This window comes from Streptomyces sp. NPDC054834 (genome assembly GCF_053611185.1).
In genome coordinates, this window is record NZ_JBSGZV010000032.1 from 1 (window position 1) to 14,542 (window position 14,542).

General features: G+C 72.0%; 17 protein-coding genes. 13 read left to right on the plus strand and 4 right to left on the minus strand.

Annotated elements, in window-relative coordinates; translation table 11 throughout:
• Positions 1 to 34: 34 nt before the first annotated feature.
• A complete protein-coding gene (locus tag ACWGJM_RS32970) occupies positions 35 to 307 on the minus strand; it encodes a hypothetical protein (protein WP_453415411.1) in 273 nt (90 codons plus the stop codon).
• A gap of 299 nt (positions 308 to 606) precedes the next feature.
• Between ACWGJM_RS32970 and ACWGJM_RS32975 the strand changes: the two genes are divergently transcribed.
• The 3 genes from ACWGJM_RS32975 to pspAB all read left to right on the plus strand — a co-directional run bounded on the left by ACWGJM_RS32975 (position 607) and on the right by pspAB (position 2,514).
• On the plus strand, positions 607 to 864 hold the full coding sequence (locus tag ACWGJM_RS32975) for an SCO2583/SCO2584 N-terminal domain-containing protein (RefSeq protein WP_453415412.1): 258 nt from the start codon (positions 607 to 609) through the stop codon (positions 862 to 864).
• A 142-nt stretch (positions 865 to 1,006) separates the two neighbouring features.
• Entirely contained in the window at positions 1,007 to 1,927 is a 921-nt protein-coding gene (gene htpX, locus ACWGJM_RS32980; RefSeq protein ID WP_453415413.1) for a zinc metalloprotease HtpX, read from the plus strand.
• A gap of 2 nt (positions 1,928 to 1,929) precedes the next feature.
• Positions 1,930 to 2,514: a PspA-associated protein PspAB gene (gene pspAB / locus ACWGJM_RS32985; RefSeq protein WP_453415503.1), complete on the plus strand. Its 585-nt coding sequence runs from the start codon at positions 1,930 to 1,932 to the stop codon at positions 2,512 to 2,514.
• A 22-nt stretch (positions 2,515 to 2,536) separates the two neighbouring features.
• Here the strand turns inward: pspAB and ACWGJM_RS32990 are convergent, their stop codons facing one another.
• The gene (locus tag ACWGJM_RS32990) at positions 2,537 to 2,827 is read right to left on the minus strand and encodes a hypothetical protein (RefSeq protein ID WP_453415414.1); all 291 of its coding nucleotides are present in this window, start codon (positions 2,825 to 2,827) and stop codon (positions 2,537 to 2,539) included.
• An 80-nt stretch (positions 2,828 to 2,907) separates the two neighbouring features.
• Between ACWGJM_RS32990 and ACWGJM_RS32995 the strand changes: the two genes are divergently transcribed.
• The gene (locus tag ACWGJM_RS32995) at positions 2,908 to 4,563 is read left to right on the plus strand and encodes an alpha/beta fold hydrolase (protein ID WP_453415415.1); all 1,656 of its coding nucleotides are present in this window, start codon (positions 2,908 to 2,910) and stop codon (positions 4,561 to 4,563) included.
• Between the two features lie 407 nt (positions 4,564 to 4,970).
• Positions 4,971 to 6,155, plus strand: a complete 1,185-nt coding sequence (locus tag ACWGJM_RS33000; protein WP_453415416.1) for a winged helix DNA-binding domain-containing protein — start codon at positions 4,971 to 4,973, stop codon at positions 6,153 to 6,155.
• 71 nt (positions 6,156 to 6,226) lie between these two features.
• Here the strand turns inward: ACWGJM_RS33000 and ACWGJM_RS33005 are convergent, their stop codons facing one another.
• Positions 6,227 to 6,481, minus strand: a complete 255-nt coding sequence (locus tag ACWGJM_RS33005) for a hypothetical protein (protein ID WP_399401452.1) — start codon at positions 6,479 to 6,481, stop codon at positions 6,227 to 6,229.
• A 135-nt stretch (positions 6,482 to 6,616) separates the two neighbouring features.
• Here ACWGJM_RS33005 and ACWGJM_RS33010 point away from each other — a divergent pair, with 135 nt between their 5' ends.
• Both ACWGJM_RS33010 and ACWGJM_RS33015 read left to right on the plus strand, forming a co-directional pair.
• A complete protein-coding gene (locus ACWGJM_RS33010; protein ID WP_453415417.1) occupies positions 6,617 to 6,979 on the plus strand; it encodes an arsenate reductase family protein in 363 nt (120 codons plus the stop codon).
• A gap of 110 nt (positions 6,980 to 7,089) precedes the next feature.
• The gene (locus tag ACWGJM_RS33015) at positions 7,090 to 7,806 is read left to right on the plus strand and encodes a hypothetical protein (RefSeq protein WP_453415418.1); all 717 of its coding nucleotides are present in this window, start codon (positions 7,090 to 7,092) and stop codon (positions 7,804 to 7,806) included.
• A gap of 3 nt (positions 7,807 to 7,809) precedes the next feature.
• Here the strand turns inward: ACWGJM_RS33015 and ACWGJM_RS33020 are convergent, their stop codons facing one another.
• The gene (locus ACWGJM_RS33020; RefSeq protein ID WP_453415419.1) at positions 7,810 to 8,700 is read right to left on the minus strand and encodes an alpha/beta fold hydrolase; all 891 of its coding nucleotides are present in this window, start codon (positions 8,698 to 8,700) and stop codon (positions 7,810 to 7,812) included.
• Positions 8,701 to 8,779: 79 nt separating this feature from the next.
• Here ACWGJM_RS33020 and ACWGJM_RS33025 point away from each other — a divergent pair, with 79 nt between their 5' ends.
• The 6 genes from ACWGJM_RS33025 to ACWGJM_RS33050 all read left to right on the plus strand — a co-directional run bounded on the left by ACWGJM_RS33025 (position 8,780) and on the right by ACWGJM_RS33050 (position 14,504).
• Positions 8,780 to 9,235, plus strand: coding sequence for a MarR family winged helix-turn-helix transcriptional regulator (locus ACWGJM_RS33025; RefSeq protein ID WP_453415420.1), 456 nt, complete (start codon positions 8,780 to 8,782; stop codon positions 9,233 to 9,235).
• Between the two features lie 211 nt (positions 9,236 to 9,446).
• Entirely contained in the window at positions 9,447 to 10,484 is a 1,038-nt protein-coding gene (gene glnII, locus ACWGJM_RS33030; protein ID WP_453415421.1) for a glutamine synthetase, read from the plus strand.
• Positions 10,485 to 10,843: 359 nt separating this feature from the next.
• Positions 10,844 to 11,428, plus strand: a complete 585-nt coding sequence (locus ACWGJM_RS33035) for a winged helix-turn-helix domain-containing protein (protein ID WP_453415422.1) — start codon at positions 10,844 to 10,846, stop codon at positions 11,426 to 11,428.
• Between the two features lie 69 nt (positions 11,429 to 11,497).
• Entirely contained in the window at positions 11,498 to 12,535 is a 1,038-nt protein-coding gene (locus ACWGJM_RS33040) for an NAD-dependent epimerase/dehydratase family protein (protein WP_453415423.1), read from the plus strand.
• Between the two features lie 53 nt (positions 12,536 to 12,588).
• The gene (locus ACWGJM_RS33045; protein WP_453415424.1) at positions 12,589 to 13,863 is read left to right on the plus strand and encodes a sensor histidine kinase; all 1,275 of its coding nucleotides are present in this window, start codon (positions 12,589 to 12,591) and stop codon (positions 13,861 to 13,863) included.
• The gene (locus ACWGJM_RS33050; RefSeq protein ID WP_453415425.1) at positions 13,848 to 14,504 is read left to right on the plus strand and encodes a LuxR C-terminal-related transcriptional regulator; all 657 of its coding nucleotides are present in this window, start codon (positions 13,848 to 13,850) and stop codon (positions 14,502 to 14,504) included. The genes ACWGJM_RS33045 and ACWGJM_RS33050 overlap by 16 nt, the downstream gene beginning before the upstream one ends.
• Positions 14,505 to 14,542 lie beyond the last annotated feature (38 nt).

Below are 14,542 nucleotides of genomic sequence, written 5' to 3' on the forward strand. Positions count from 1 at the left end.
CCCCCACGGGTGGCGGCCCTCAGCGTTACCGATCTCAGCCGACCACGATCACCACGACGCCGCCGGTGTTGAAGCCGTTGCGGAAGCCGAAGCCGTTGTTGAAGCCGTTGTTGAAGCCGTTGTTGAAGCCGCAGTTGTTGAAGAAGCGGTTGCTGCGGTCGAAACAGCCGAAGTTGGTGGGTGCCTTGGTCGCCTTCGACGGGGCGGCCGCCGAGGCCGTACCCGCCGTCCCGATCGTGGCGCCGCCGGCCATCAGAACGCTGATCGCGGAGACCGCGAAGAGACGCCTCGCGCGTTGTGCTTTCATGAGTGAACCTCCTTCCATCCCCTCGTGCGGTCTTCTGGGCACGAGACGGATGGCCGCGGCCGCCGGGCTATGAGTCGGCGCGGTCGTAGGTGGTGCCGCCAGGTACAGAAGCAGGGCTGAATGCAGCCCCCGAAGCGGCTCTCACCTGAAAATCCTAGCCGTGCATCGGCCACCCGGCATCCCGTGCAACCATCCGCGCCTCCCAGGCTTCCTACTGTCGGGGAGCATCCCTCCCGGCGCCGATGGCCGCGAGACGGACGCGGATCGGACGAGAGACGGACGAGAGAGGTTGCACGGGGATGACCGAACAGGACGACTGGGAGCGGGAGTTCGACCACAGATGGGCGAGCTCGGCCGAGCACAAGGAGCCGTCCGCCCGGGCCCGGATGCTGGCCGCCCGGTGGAAGGAGAATCCGCCGGACCCGGCACCGTTCCGCGCGGACCCGGACCGCGTGGCGCCGCGCCGGTCGTCGTGGATATCGACGGCCGTGGTGCTGGGCTGCGTGGCCGGGGTGATCGTTCTGCTCGGTTACGCGCAGATGCGGGCCTACCGGTGACGCACTGACCGTCGGTGACGCTCAGGGACGCCCGCTCACAGGGACCTTTTGCTGCTCCTAGGACCGTTCGGAACCTCTTCATGGGAATCCGCGGGTGCACACTGGACAGCGGGACGAGTGCCTGACTGCGGGGTGATGCAAGATGCAGAGCCGCTTCCGGAGCGACCGGCGGTTGACCGCGCGCATGGGGCTCACACTGTTCCTGCTGGGGCTGCTTTACGTGGGGTTCGTCGCCGCGCTGATCGTGTTGCTGAAGTCCTGGGTGCTGGTCGCGGTGGTCGCGGCGGCGCTGCTCGGGGCCCAGTACTGGTTCTCCGACCGGATCGCGTTGTTCGCGATGCACGGGCGGGTCGTGGAGCGGGACGAGTATCCCGAGCTGCACGCGGTGATCGACCGGCTGTGCGCCATCGCGGACATGCCGAAGCCGGTCGTCGCCGTCTCCCGCATGGACATGCCGAACGCGTTCGCGACCGGGCGGAACGCCGACAACGCCGTGGTCTGCGTGACCACCGGGCTGCTCAGACGGCTGGAGCCGGCGGAGCTGGAGGGCGTGCTCGCACACGAGCTGTCGCACGTGGCGCACAAGGACGTCGCGGTGATCACGATCGCCTCGTTCCTCGGTGTGATCGCGGGCCTGATCGTGCGGTTCGCGTTCTACTCCGGCCTGTTCGGCGGAGGCCGCAGGGACCAGAACACCGCCGCGGTGCTCGCCCTCGTGATGGCGGTCTCGGCGGCCGTGTACGCCATCAGCTTCCTGCTCATCCGGGCGCTGTCCCGCTACCGGGAGCTGGCCGCGGACCGCGCGGCGGCGCTGCTGACCGGCCGTCCGTCGGCGCTGGCCTCCGCGCTCACCAAGGTCACCGGCGACATCGCCCGGATCCCGACGGACGACCTGCGCACGGCCCAGGCCTTCAACGCCTTCTACTTCACCCCCGCGCTGGGCTCCGAGCCCGGGCTGTCCCGGCTCTTCTCCACCCACCCGAGCCTGGAGCAGCGGCTGGAGCAGCTGGCCCGGATCTCCGGCGAGCTGGGTGAGGCGGCGCGGCCGGGCAGGGCGGGATGAGCATGGGGCTCCTGGACATCCTCCTCGGCCGCACGAAGCCGGTCGCCCCCGACCTCGACCAGCTGTTCGCGCTGCCCTCGGCGGCCGTGACCCTGGAGGCCGCGGCCGGGTTCACACCGACCGGGGGCGGCGCGGTGTGCTTCGCGACGGTCGAGGGCGCGGCCTTCGAGCAGACGCACCGGGAGGTCCAGGCGCTCCTCGACGCGGACACGGACCGCACCGGCCCACCGGTGCAACTGCGCCAGGACGACTACGGCTACTCCTGGCTGGTCTCCGAGCGCACCCCCGACCAGCTGCCCCAGCTGGTCAACGACCTGCACGCGGTGAACAGCTCCATGGAGGTCAACGGCTTCGGCCCCCAGCTGCTGTGCTCCCTGGCGGGCTTCCAGGACGACGCCGGGCGCCGGCTGGCGCTGGTGTACCTCTACAAGCGGGGCACCTTCTACCCCTTCGCCCCGCTGGCCGGCACGACCCAGCGGCGCGACAACGCCCTCGAGCTGCGGATCAAGGCGGCCCTCGCGAACGACCTGCGCATCGAGCAGGACCTGAGCCGCTGGTTCCCGGTCTGGGGAGCCCCCGCCCTGTGACCGGGGGCTCCCGCCGGGCCTGTCAGCTCTTCTTCGCGCGCTCCTGGCGCCGGGCCTCGAAGGGGCGCTCGCGGCGGTAGCGGCGCTCCCACTTGGCCTGGCGGTCACGGCGCTCGCGGTACGCCCGGTACGTCGCGGGCGCACCCGCTCCCCCGGCCGACGGGGCGGCACCGCCCGAGGACGACGCCGACGACGCGCTCACGCCGTACCGCACGTACAGGAAGAGCAGGGCGGCCGCGGCGAGCCACCAGGTGTGGTTTCCGAATCCCAGGACGACCAGGACGACCGCCCCGGACATGACGATGGTGCCCATCTCGGGCCTCCGTTTCCGTGGGTTCGCATTCAGCGTAGGGAGGCGATCACTGGGCGTGCATCCCGTTTTTCCGTGAGTGAATGGGCGCCATGACCGATCCCACCTCCTTCACGCCTTTCACGTACGCGTACGACGCTGAACGACTCGCCGGTGTCCACGGCGGCGGGCCCGGCCGGGCCGCCGTCGTCCTGCTGCACGGCGCCGGCAAGGCAAGCGAGGAGCGGTTGCGGCCGCTGCTCGGGGAGTTCGTCGCCCGGGGCTGCCGCGGGCTCGCCTTCGACTTCTCGGGCCACGGCAACAGCACCGGCTCGTTACGGGAGTTGAGTCTGCGGCGGCGCTTCGAGCAGGCGGTCGCGGTGATCGACGCGCAGGTGCCGGCGGCCGAGCCGCTGGTGCTGGTCGGGTTCAGCATGAGCGGCCAGACGGTGGCGGACCTCGCCCGGCAATACGGGGACCGGGTGGCCGCCCTGGGGCTGTGCGCGCCTGCGGTGTACGCCCCGGAGGCGTGGGACGTGCCCTTCGGCGACGGGGACGGGCGGTTCAGCGGGATCATCCGCACGCCCGGCGGCTGGCGCCGGTCGGCCGCCCTGGAGACGCTGCGGGCCTATGAGGGCCGGGCGGTGCTCGCGGTGCCCGGCACGGACGCGGTCATCCCGCCGGAGGTGACGGAGGCCGTCCAGGACGCGCTGTCCGCGCACGCCCAGTTCACCACGTTCGACCTCCCGGACGCCGAGCACCGGTTGGGCCTGTGGTTCCGCGACCACGCGGACGACCGGCGGGACTTCGTGGACGCCCTGCTGACCGGTCTCGGCGACCGGGGCTGGACGGCCACCCTGGGCTGGACGGCCAAGCAACTGCCCGAGGGCCGTACGGTCACCGGCTCCCGCTTCCTGCGGGGCGGCTGGAGCGCCCAGATGCGCGGCCTCACCCTCGACGACGGCACCGGGCTGGTCCTGCGCACGTTCGTGAAGCCCTTCTTCCGCCGCCACGCGCCCGGTCTGCTGGCGCGGGAGGCCGACGTGCTGACGCTGCTCGCCGGGGAGGACGGGATCCCGGCGCCCGCCCTGGTGGCGGTGGACGCCACCGCCGAACTCTGCGACCACCCTTCCCTGTTGATGACCAGGCTGCCCGGCGGGGTCAGGGCCGACGAGCCGGGCGCGGCGGAGCTGGAGCGCCGCCTGGACCTGCTCGCCGCACAACTGGTCCGGATCCACCGGGTGGTTCCCGCTGAGCGGCCGCGCCCGTACCAGGCGTGGACCTCTCCGGAATGGGTGCGCACACCAGGGGGCGCCCTGTGGGACCGGGCCGTGGACGTCATCCGGCGCGACCCGCCACCGTACGACGGCTGCTTCCTGCACCGGGACTTCCACCCCGGGAACGTGCTGTTCACCGGCGCGGGCGAGGAGCTGCGGGTGTCGGGCGTGGTGGACTGGGTGGAGACCTCCTGGGGTCCCGCCGACCTCGACGTCGCCCACTGCTCGACCGCCCTGGCGCTGCTGCACGGCCCGGAGCACGGGCTGGGCTTCCGGGACCGCTACGAGGCGCACGGCGGCCGCCGGCAGGCAGCGGGGCGGGACCATCTGTACTGGCGTCTGCTCGACGCCCTGGCCTACTCCCCCGACGCGGCGAAACTGGCCGGTCCGTGGCGCGAGCTGGGCCGGACCGATCTGACGCCCGCGGTGCTCGCCGGACGCCTGGAGGCGTACGTCCGCGGCCTGCTGGAGCGCTACGGCTGAGCGTGAGCGCCGCCGTTCACCTTCCCGGCGCGGCCCTGACCAGGCCCGCCGCGACGGCCGCGGTCAGGACCGCGTGGTCGGCGACGGTCCGGTCGGCATAGCCCAGGAAGGCGAACGGCGAGTCGGCCATGCGCCCGTACCGGACCGGCAGCGGGCTTGGGCGGAGCGGGAGACGTGCTTGCGGGCGGCCCTGCCGCGCTGGGCGCGGTCGGCGGGGGTGGTCATGGGGTGATCCGCCTCCCTCCGCTCGCGTCTCGCGTCACCTTCTGATCGAAGTGAAGGCGGGCGGCCTGGTGACCGCATGCCCCGGTACGGCGAACGGCTGACGGGCGGGACCCGGCCCCGGTTGTCGGTGGGCTCGGCGAAGATGAACGCGGGCACTGATGGCTGACGGGTGGAGGTCGGAGATGAGCGGCGGGCGGCGACGCCATGTTGAGGCGGCGGAACGGCGGGCCCGGCTGGCCCTGCGCCACCGGCTGGCGGGTACGGAGCGGGCGGGGGGTCCGGAGGAGGTCACCGCCTCGCTGGTGGCGCTGCACGGCACGGACCCGGCGACGGTGTTCGTGGCGGTGGGCGCGCGGCTGGCCGAGCCGGCGAAGACCGTGCCCGAGACCGAGCGGGCGCTGTACGAGGACCGCACGCTGGTACGGATGCACGGCATGCGGCACACGGTGTTCGTGTTCCCGACGGACCTGACGGCCGTGGTGCACGCGTCGACGGCCCTGGACGTGGCCGCACGCGCCCGGGCCACGCTGGTCAAGGACATGGCGAAGGGCGGCGGGCCGGACGCCGCGTGGCTGGCGGAGGTGGAGGGGTCGACCCTGGCCGCGCTGTCCCGGCGCGGCCAGGCCACGGCGACGGAACTGGCCCAGGAGGAACCCAGGTTGCGGGAGCAGTTCGTCTACGCGGCCGGCAGGAGCTACGAGGCGATGCACACGGTCTCCGGCCGCCTCCTGCGTCTCCTGGGCGTGGAGGGCAAGGTGGTCCGCGGCCGGCCGCTCGGCTCCTGGACCTCGAGCCAGTTCCGCTGGGCGGTGGCACCCGAACACCCCGAACTGGACCCCGCCGAGGCCCGCACCGCCCTGCTCCGCCGCTGGCTCACCGCGTGCGGTCCGGCGACCGAGGCCGACCTGAAGTGGTGGACGGGCTGGCGGGTGACGGACGTGCGGGCGGCGCTGCGGGCGATCGGGGCGGAGGAGGTCTCCCTGGACGAGGGGGTCGGGTACGTCGTCCCCGGCGACTCCGATCCCGTCACCGGGCCGGATTCTCCCTGGGCGGCCCTCCTCCCCGGGCTGGACCCGACGGCGATGGGCTGGCAGCAGCGTGACTGGTACCTCGCGCCGGAGTTTCGGCCACCGCTGTTCGACGGCAGCGGGAACGTGGGGCCGACGGTGTGGTGGGACGGGCGGGTCGTGGGGGGCTGGGCTCAGCGGGCGTCCGGTGAGATCGTCTGGCGGTTCCTGGACGAGGGGGTGCGCCGTGCGGCGGAGCCCGCGGTGGCGGCGGAGGCGGAACGGCTGCGGGGGTGGTTGGGCGATGCCAGGGTGACCCCGCGTTTCCGGACGCCGTTGGAACGGGAGCTGTCGGCTTGACGGTTGCCCGGGGCGGTGGCTCGGCGCGACTGCCCGCAGCCAAGGCGGCTACGGGCGGTCGCGCCGACCGGTCAGCGCGAGTACCGCATCAGCGCCCGCACCATGTGGCACGTGGTGTCCGACGGCGGGTGGATTCCGATGCGCTCCGCCGTGCTCCGGATCGTCTCGTTGCGGGCCTGGTTCGGCACGTAGACGCCGGAGTCGAGCAGGGCGATGGCGAGGCGCATGGCCTTGAGGCGGCGGTTGTGGGTGACGTACCACTCGCGGGGACGTCCGGGCGGCAGCGGGCGCTTCATGACGGACGGGGCGGCAGCGGGCACAGGCATCCTCCTGTCGCGGTAAGGGCGTTGCGCGGGGACCCGGCAACACCCTCGAACACTGCTTCTATTCTACGACCCGCCACTGACAAAAGCCCCTGGCCACAAGGGCCTTCGCCGGGTCTCTGGCGTACCGTTGACCCCATGGAAATCTGGATCAACCCGGCCTGCTCCAAGTGCCGCAGCGCCATCAGCCTGCTCGACGCCGAGGGTGCCGAGTACACCGTCCGCCGCTACCTGGAGGACGTGCCGAGCGAGGACGAGATCAGGGGCGTACTGGAGCGGCTCGGGCTGGAACCGTGGGACATCACCCGGACCCAGGAGGCCGACGCCAAGGAGCTCGGGCTCAAGGAGTGGCCGCGGGACGACTCCGCGCGCGACCGCTGGATCACCGCCCTCGCCGAGCACCCCAAGCTCATCCAGCGTCCGATCATCACGGCGGACGACGGCACGGCGGTGGTGGCCCGCACGGACGAGGCCGTACAGGACGCCCTGACCAGGAAGTGAACTTCACTGTGACACACGCCACTTGAGAAGACTCGTGTAACCGCTGAGTAACTCCGTTCGGTATCTCGTACATAGCGGCGTACGCTCCCCTACCTCTTCAGGAGGCGCGAATGTCCCGCAGGAGAAGGCTCGGCAAGAAGAAGACGATCGCGCTGCTGGTCAGTGCCGCGGCGGTGGCGGGAGGCGGCGCCTTCGCCCTGGCATCCACCTCGAACGCCGCGCAGAGTCCGCAGAAGGCGAACACCCTGTCGTCGGCCGCGGATTCGACCGTCTGCCAGGGGCTGGCCACGGCCCTCGGCAACAACCAGAAGTTCATCGACGGTCAGAACGCCAATCCGGACGCGCAGTCGCAGGCCAGGATCGCCAACCGCCAGGCGGTCATCGAACAGATCAAGGTGCAGCAGAAGGCGTCCGGGTGCGTCGTTGGGGAGTCGGCTCAGGGCTCCCAGGCGACGCAGTCGGCGCAGGCCGGCCAGCAGGCCGGTCAGGCGGCCGGTCAGGCGGCCGGTCAGCAGACCGCGCAGCCCTCGCAGAGCGCCACCGCGGGAAACACCGGCGACGGCGCTGCCGCGGCCTCCGGCCAGCAGGTCTGCAAGGGCTCCACCGTGACGCTCTCCGGCGAGGGCGGTGCCCCGGCGGCCTCCAGTAACCAGTTCCCGGCGGGGACCACGCTGAAGGTCACCAACCTGGACAACAACAAGTCCACGACGGTGAAGGTCACCTCGGTCTCCGGCAGCTGTGTGCTGCTGAACAACGCGGCCTTCGAACAGGTCCGCGAGTCCGGCAAGTTCCTCATCCGCCGTGCGGTGATCGAGAAGGTGGGGTGACGCTCAGGCCGACAGGAACCGGGTGAGGTGACCGGCCAGACCGGCGGGTGCCGCCTGCGGCAACGCGTGGTGCGAGACCTCCGGGAGCACGACCGTCTCGACGCGCGGCAGCAGCGCGCCGGCCCGGTCCGCCACCTCGTATGTGATGGGGGTCCCCCCGCTCGAGCGAAGCCGAGAGTGGGGGAGGGTCCTGCTGCTCCCGCCCAGGAGCAGCAGGACCGGCATGTCCAGGCCCCGCAGCGCGTGCGGCATCGGACGCGGCCCGGTCACCGGCTTCACGGCGGGGAAACCGGCGGCCGCCTCCTGGAGGCGCAGCCAGTCGGCGTCCAGGGCCGCTCCCCCGGTCTCCCAGTCCAGGAAGGCGCGGACCCGGCGGGGCGAGGGCCGCAGCAGCATCGGCAGCGCGTGGATCAGGTACGCCGCCTTGAACCCGGCGAAGCACTGGGTCGGGTCCAGGAGGAACAGGCGGCGCACCCGGCCGGGCGCGCGCAGCGCGTAGTGCAGCGCGATCCAGGCGCCGTGGGAGTGCCCGCCGAGGTCCGTCTCCGCCACCCCGAGTCCGTCGAGCAGGGCGTCCAGCCACCCCGCCAGGTCGGCGACCGTACGGGGGTGACGGCCGGCGGCCGGTGCGCTGCGGCCGGGGGCTCCGATCAGGTCGACGGCGAGGACGCGCCGGGTGCGGGCCAGTTCGGCGGCCTGGCCGTACCAGGAGGCGGAGGTCGCCCCGCCGCCGCCCGGCAGAAGCAGCAGCGGAGGCGCGTCGCGCGGGCCGCAGGCGTTGACGTGGGTATCGCCGAAGGGTGTTCCGACGGTCAGCGTCTCCCGCTCCGCCGGCCACTTCGCCAGGACCTCGTCGTACGCGACCCGGAAGGCGTCACTGTCGTATCCGGCCATGCAGACCCCCTATCATCTCGCTCAGCGAGATACTCGCTGAGCGAGGCGAGATGATAGCCGGACCCCGGAGGGACACCGCATGCCGGCCGTGGAACCAGGCCCCGAGATGGAGATCGTCCACCTGCTGCACGCGGTGGCGGTCGAACTCGGGCTGCACAGCGCGCGGTTCGCGAACCGCAACGGCATGCACCCCACCGACGTACGCGCGCTGATCGCCCTGATGGACGCCCGCCGGGCCGGGGAGGAGATGACCGCCGGGCGACTGGGCGCCGCGCTGGGACTCAACTCGGCGGGAACCACGGCGCTGCTGGACCGGCTGGAGCGGGCGGGGCACGTGCGGCGGGTGCGCGGCGAGCGGGACCGGCGGAAGGTCACCGTCGAGGTGGACGAGCGCGCGGTCGAGCTGGGGTGGGCTTTCTTCGGGCCGCTGATCGAGCGGTCGGTGGAACTGCTGCGCGGCTACGACGAGCACCGGCTGGCCGCGATCCGGGACTTCCTCGGCGGGGTGCGGGAGGCGGCCACCGAGGGTGAATGACCGGGGGCGAATGACACCCCTTACCCCGCCGGGCCCCTCCTCACAACGTGAGCCTGGGCACAGAACCACCAGGTAACACGGGGTTCACACTCGAGCAATGATCGGGAAATCGCCTGTTGACAGTCTGCCGGGCGACAACGGCGGCGCCCCAGTGCCGCAGCGCCGCAGCACCCGCAAGTGCGCCTAGACACACCCCGAAGGATGTGGCCCCGTGAGCTTCAAGGCTGAGTACATCTGGATCGACGGCACCGAGCCGACGGCCAAGCTGCGTTCCAAGACGAAGATCCTCGGGGACTCCGAAAAGTCGGCCAAGACCGAGGAACTGCCGATCTGGGGCTTCGACGGGTCCTCCACCAACCAGGCCGAGGGACACGCCTCCGACTGTGTGCTCAAGCCGGTCTTCTCCTGCCCGGACCCGATCCGCGGCGGTGACGACATCCTCGTCCTGTGCGAGGTCCAGAACATCGACTTCACCCCGCACGCGTCCAACACGCGCGCCGCGCTGGCAGAGGTCGCCGAGCGGTTCGCCGCGCAGGAGCCGATCTTCGGCATCGAGCAGGAGTACACCTTCTTCGACGGCTCCCGCCCGCTGGGCTTCCCCGAGGGTGGCTTCCCCGCCCCGCAGGGCGGCTACTACTGCGGTGTCGGTTCCGACGAGATCTTCGGCCGCGAGATCGTCGAGGCCCACCTGGACAACTGCCTCACGGCGGGCCTGGGCATCTCCGGCATCAACGCCGAGGTCATGCCGGGCCAGTGGGAGTTCCAGGTCGGCCCGCTGTCCCCGCTCGAGGTCGCCGACCAGCTGTGGGTGGCCCGCTGGCTGCTCTACCGCACCGCCGAGGACTTCGGCATCTCCGCCACCCTCGACCCCAAGCCGGTCAAGGGCGACTGGAACGGCGCCGGCGCGCACACCAACTTCTCCACCAAGGCGATGCGCGAGGGTTACGACGCGATCATCACCGCGTGCGAGTCGCTCGGCGAGGGCTCCAAGCCGCTGGACCACGTCAAGAACTACGGCGCCGGCATCGACGACCGCCTCACCGGTCTGCACGAGACCGCCCCGTGGGACAAGTACTCCTACGGCGTCTCCGACCGCGGCGCCTCGGTCCGCATCCCGTGGCAGGTCGAGAAGGACGGCAAGGGCTACATCGAGGACCGTCGTCCCAACGCCAACGTCGACCCGTACGTGGTGACCCGCCTCATCGTCGACACCTGCTGCGCCGCGCTGGAGAAGGCCGGCCAGGCCTGATCCGCCCTGCGTTCCCCCCAGGGGCGCCCGCCGTGACGGCGGGCGCCCCTGCTGCTTGCCGTCCGGGCATGTCGTCGGAGCTTGCCGTCGGAGCTAGTCGTCCGAGGAGTGAGAGAAGGCTCCTGTGACGAGCCCGTGTCTGCTTCAATAAGGACATGGCCAGCTTCCAGAAGTACACCGCGACAGGTCGCCATGACCTCGAGCCCTTCTGGCCTTCCCGTCAGCACCACGACTTCGACCGGGTGTGTTGCCGCGCGATGAACGCGCGGGCCCTCTAAAGCCGTCACCCGGCCTTCGGCCAGCGCGACACGACGTACGTCCTCCCCGACGACCTCCTCGCGCGAAAGAGCTGATCTCTCATGGCGACCACTCGTTCTCTCTCCACCACCGCCGCCGCCCCCTCCGCCCACGGTTCCCGGCACCGGCTGCGTGCCGTCGACCGGGACGAGGTGGTCGACGTCGCGGACTTCCTGCCGCCGGGCGCCACCTGGCTGCCCGCCCCGCAGCACACCCTGCCCACCCTGCCGGGCAGGCCGCCGATGATCGGCTACCTGGTGCTGGTCCCGGCCGACCAGCAGCCGCCGTTCCTGCCCGTCGCGGTGCCCGACCAGCCCGACAGCACCTCCGGCAGCGCCGCCGGCACCGGTGGCGACCAGCTCGTGCGGATCGACACCGTACGGCGCACCGCCAGCGTGGACGGACGCGAACTCGACCTCACCTACCTGGAGTTCGAGTTGCTCGCGCACCTCGTGGCGCACCCGCACCGGGTGCACACCCGCGACCAGCTGGTCACCACGGTCTGGGGCTACGGCCACGTGGGCGACGGCCGCACGGTCGACGTGCACGTCGCCCGGCTGCGCCGCAAGCTCGGCGCCGCACACCGCGGGACCATCCAGACGGTGCGCCGGGTCGGCTACAAGTACGCCCCGCCGACCGGCCGTTGAGCCGTTCCGTCCTCTGCTGAGGGCAGATTCCCGTTCCGTCCCGCGCCCTGAGCGGGCACGATCACCGGCATGAGACTTCTGGTGCTGGGTGGTACGGAATTCGCGGGACGGGCCGTGGCGGAGGCGGCGCTCGGACGCGGCTGGGAGGTGACCGTCTTCAACCGGGGGCGGCACGCGCCTCCCACGGGGGTGCGGTCGCTGCACGGCGACCGCACCCACCCGGAGGGGCTCGCCGCCCTGGCCGGGGACGAGGAATGGGACGCGGTGGTCGACACCTGGTCGGCCGCTCCCCGGGCCGTGCGGGACACGGCGCGGCTGCTGCGGGGCCGCGCCGGGCGGTATGTGTACGTGTCGAGCATCTCGGCCTACGCCTGGCCCCGGGCCGCCGGCTTCACCGAGGACGCGCCCCTCGTCGAGGGCGCCTCGGCCGACGCGGAACAGACCGAGTACCCGCAGGACAAGCGGGGTGGCGAGCTGGCCGCCGTGGCGGCGTTCGGCGCCGACCGGTCGCTGCTGGTGCGGGTGGGGCTGATCCTCGGCCCGTACGAGAACGTCGGCCGGCTGCCCTGGTGGCTGACCCGCGTCGCCCGTGGCGGCCCGGTCCTGGCCCCGGGGCCGCGTGACCTGGCGCTCCAGTACGTCGACGTGCGCGATCTCGCCGAGTGGATCCTGGGCTCGGTGGAGCGCGGGTCGAGCGGGCCGTACAACGTGGTGAGCCCGCAGGGGCACGCCACCATGGGCACCCTGCTCGAGTCCTGCGTGCGAGCCACCGGAGCCTCGGCCGAGCTGCGCTGGACCGCCCCGGAGATCATCCTCGACGCCGGGATCGAACCCTGGACCCAGCTGCCGGTGTGGGTGCCGCCGGACGGCGAGCTGTACGCGGGGGTGCACCGCAGCGACGTCTCGCGGGCGCTGGCCACGGGGCTGGTGTGCCGGCCCGTGGGCGAGACCGTGGCGGACACCTGGGCATGGCTGCGGGAGATCGGCGGCACGGCGCCCATGCGGCCCGACCGGACATTCAAGGGGCTGGATCCGGAGGTGGAGGCCAAGGTGCTCGCCGCGACCGGGGACACGGCGGCCGGGGGTGTACCTGACACCACCCCCTGACACGGGGCTTCGGCCCAGTGCCCGCCGCGCACCCGGTCGGACAGACTGACGCCATGACGAAGAACACGCACAGCGGCGGCGACTTCCGTACCAGGGCACGGGAGGTCGTGCTCGCCGCCGTACGGGGGCTGGTGCTTGCCGTGGTGATGCTGCCGATCTCGGTTCTCTGCTTCACCCTGACCCTGGTCTCCGTCGCGCTGATCCCGATCGGCGTCGGCGTCTTCACCACCCCGTGGATCCTGGGCGGTGTCCGGGACGTGGCGGACACCCGGCGGCGGCTGGCGGCCGAGTGGTGCGGGGTGCGGATACCGTCGGCGTACCGGCCGATACCCGAGGGTGCCAATCCGTGGACGCGTACCTACGCGCTGCTGCGCGACCCGGCCGTCTGGCGCGATGTGCGGTGGCTCCAGGTGGACATGACGGCGGGGTTCCTCACGGCGCTGTTGCCGGCGGTCCTGCTCTTCTACCCCGTCGAGGGGTTCGCGGTGGCGGCCGGGCTGTGGCGGGTGCTCGCGGACGGCCAGACCTACTGGTACGGCTTCGTGCCGGTCACCGACCAGCCGTCCGCGCTCGGCGCGGGTGCCACGGCCGCGGTCCTCCTGGTCGGCGCCTACCACCTCGCCCCGCGCCTGCTGACCGCCCACTTCAAGCTCACCCGCGCAGTGCTGGGGGCCGGACAGGGCGAACTGGCCGAACGGGTCAAGGTGTTGACCGAGACCCGGAAGGACGCCGTGGACACCTCGGCCGCCGAACTGCGCCGCATCGAGCGGGATCTGCATGACGGGGCGCAGGCCCGGCTGGTCGCCGTGGGCATGGACCTCGGCACCATCGAGATGCTCATGGACAAGGACCCGGCGAAGGCCAAGCAGCTCGTCGCGCAGGCCCGGCAGGCGTCCGCGGAGGCCCTGGGTGAGCTCCGCGACCTGGTCCGCGGCATCCACCCGCCGGTGCTGGCCGAACGCGGACTCGGCGACGCGGTACGGGCGTTGGCGCTGCGGCTGCCCATCTCCACCGAGGTGGAGGTGGAGATGGCCGGCCGTGTGGACGCGCCGGTCGAGTCGGCCGCGTACTTCGCGGTGAGCGAGGCGCTCACCAACGCGGTCAAGCACTCCGGCGCCGACCGGATCTGGGTCGACGTCCACCACGCCGAGGGCATGCTGCGGATCACGGTGACCGACAACGGCAAGGGCGGCGCGGTGGTCGGGGCCGGTTCCGGGCTCTCCGGGATCGAGCGGCGGCTGGGTACATTCGACGGCGTCCTGGCCGTCAGCTCTCCCGCGGGCGGTCCCACCATGGTCACCATGGAGATTCCGTGCGTGTTGTCCTAGCCGAAGACCTGTTCCTGCTGCGTGACGGGCTGGTCCGGCTGCTGGAGGCCTACGACTTCGAGATCGCGGCCGCCGTGGAGTCCGGGCCCGAACTGACCCGGGCTTTCGCCGAGTTGCAGCCGGACGTCGCCGTGGTCGACGTCCGGCTGCCGCCCACCCACACCGACGAGGGCCTCCAGTGCGCCCTGCGGGCCCGGCAGGACAGGCCGGGACTGCCGGTGCTGGTCCTCTCCCAGCACGTGGAGCAGCTGTACGCGCGCGAGCTGCTGGCCGACGGCAGCGGCGGGGTCGGCTATCTGCTCAAGGACCGCGTGTTCGACGCGGAGCAGTTCGTGGACGCCGTACGACGGGTGGCCGCGGGCGGTACGGCGATGGACCCGCAGGTGATCCAGCAACTGCTGTCCCGGCGGTCGGCCACCGAGGGGCAGCCGCTGGGCCGGCTGACGCCGCGCGAGCGGGAGGTGCTGGAGCTGATGGCGCAGGGCCGGTCGAACACGGCGATCGCCGCCCAGCTGGTGGTGACGGAACGGGCCATCGCCAAGCACACCGCCAACATCTTCAGCAAACTGGGACTTGAGGTGTCGGACGACGACAATCGGCGCGTCCTGGCGGTGCTCGCGTATCTGGACCGGGATCGTTGACCCGAATTCAGTTTTCTGCAACTTCTGCTGCTCAGGGG

Bases quoted from the DNA above. Each gene is read 5' to 3' on its own strand.
- ACWGJM_RS33020 (WP_453415419.1), bottom strand. From the start codon at position 8,700: ATGGCCGGATACGACAGTGACGCCTTCCGGGTCGCGTACGACGAGGTC.
- ACWGJM_RS33010 (WP_453415417.1), top strand. From the start codon at position 6,617: ATGGAAATCTGGATCAACCCGGCCTGCTCCAAGTGCCGCAGCGCCATC.
- ACWGJM_RS32970 (WP_453415411.1), bottom strand. From the start codon at position 307: ATGAAAGCACAACGCGCGAGGCGTCTCTTCGCGGTCTCCGCGATCAGC.
- ACWGJM_RS33000 (WP_453415416.1), top strand. From the start codon at position 4,971: ATGAGCGGCGGGCGGCGACGCCATGTTGAGGCGGCGGAACGGCGGGCC.
- ACWGJM_RS33015 (WP_453415418.1), top strand. From the start codon at position 7,090: ATGTCCCGCAGGAGAAGGCTCGGCAAGAAGAAGACGATCGCGCTGCTG.
- ACWGJM_RS32995 (WP_453415415.1), top strand. From the start codon at position 2,908: ATGGGCGCCATGACCGATCCCACCTCCTTCACGCCTTTCACGTACGCG.
- ACWGJM_RS33040 (WP_453415423.1), top strand. From the start codon at position 11,498: ATGAGACTTCTGGTGCTGGGTGGTACGGAATTCGCGGGACGGGCCGTG.
- ACWGJM_RS32990 (WP_453415414.1), bottom strand. From the start codon at position 2,827: ATGGGCACCATCGTCATGTCCGGGGCGGTCGTCCTGGTCGTCCTGGGA.
- ACWGJM_RS33005 (WP_399401452.1), bottom strand. From the start codon at position 6,481: ATGCCTGTGCCCGCTGCCGCCCCGTCCGTCATGAAGCGCCCGCTGCCG.
- ACWGJM_RS33035 (WP_453415422.1), top strand. From the start codon at position 10,844: ATGGCGACCACTCGTTCTCTCTCCACCACCGCCGCCGCCCCCTCCGCC.
- htpX (WP_453415413.1), top strand. From the start codon at position 1,007: ATGCAGAGCCGCTTCCGGAGCGACCGGCGGTTGACCGCGCGCATGGGG.
- pspAB (WP_453415503.1), top strand. From the start codon at position 1,930: ATGGGGCTCCTGGACATCCTCCTCGGCCGCACGAAGCCGGTCGCCCCC.
- ACWGJM_RS32975 (WP_453415412.1), top strand. From the start codon at position 607: ATGACCGAACAGGACGACTGGGAGCGGGAGTTCGACCACAGATGGGCG.
- ACWGJM_RS33025 (WP_453415420.1), top strand. From the start codon at position 8,780: ATGCCGGCCGTGGAACCAGGCCCCGAGATGGAGATCGTCCACCTGCTG.
- ACWGJM_RS33045 (WP_453415424.1), top strand. From the start codon at position 12,589: ATGACGAAGAACACGCACAGCGGCGGCGACTTCCGTACCAGGGCACGG.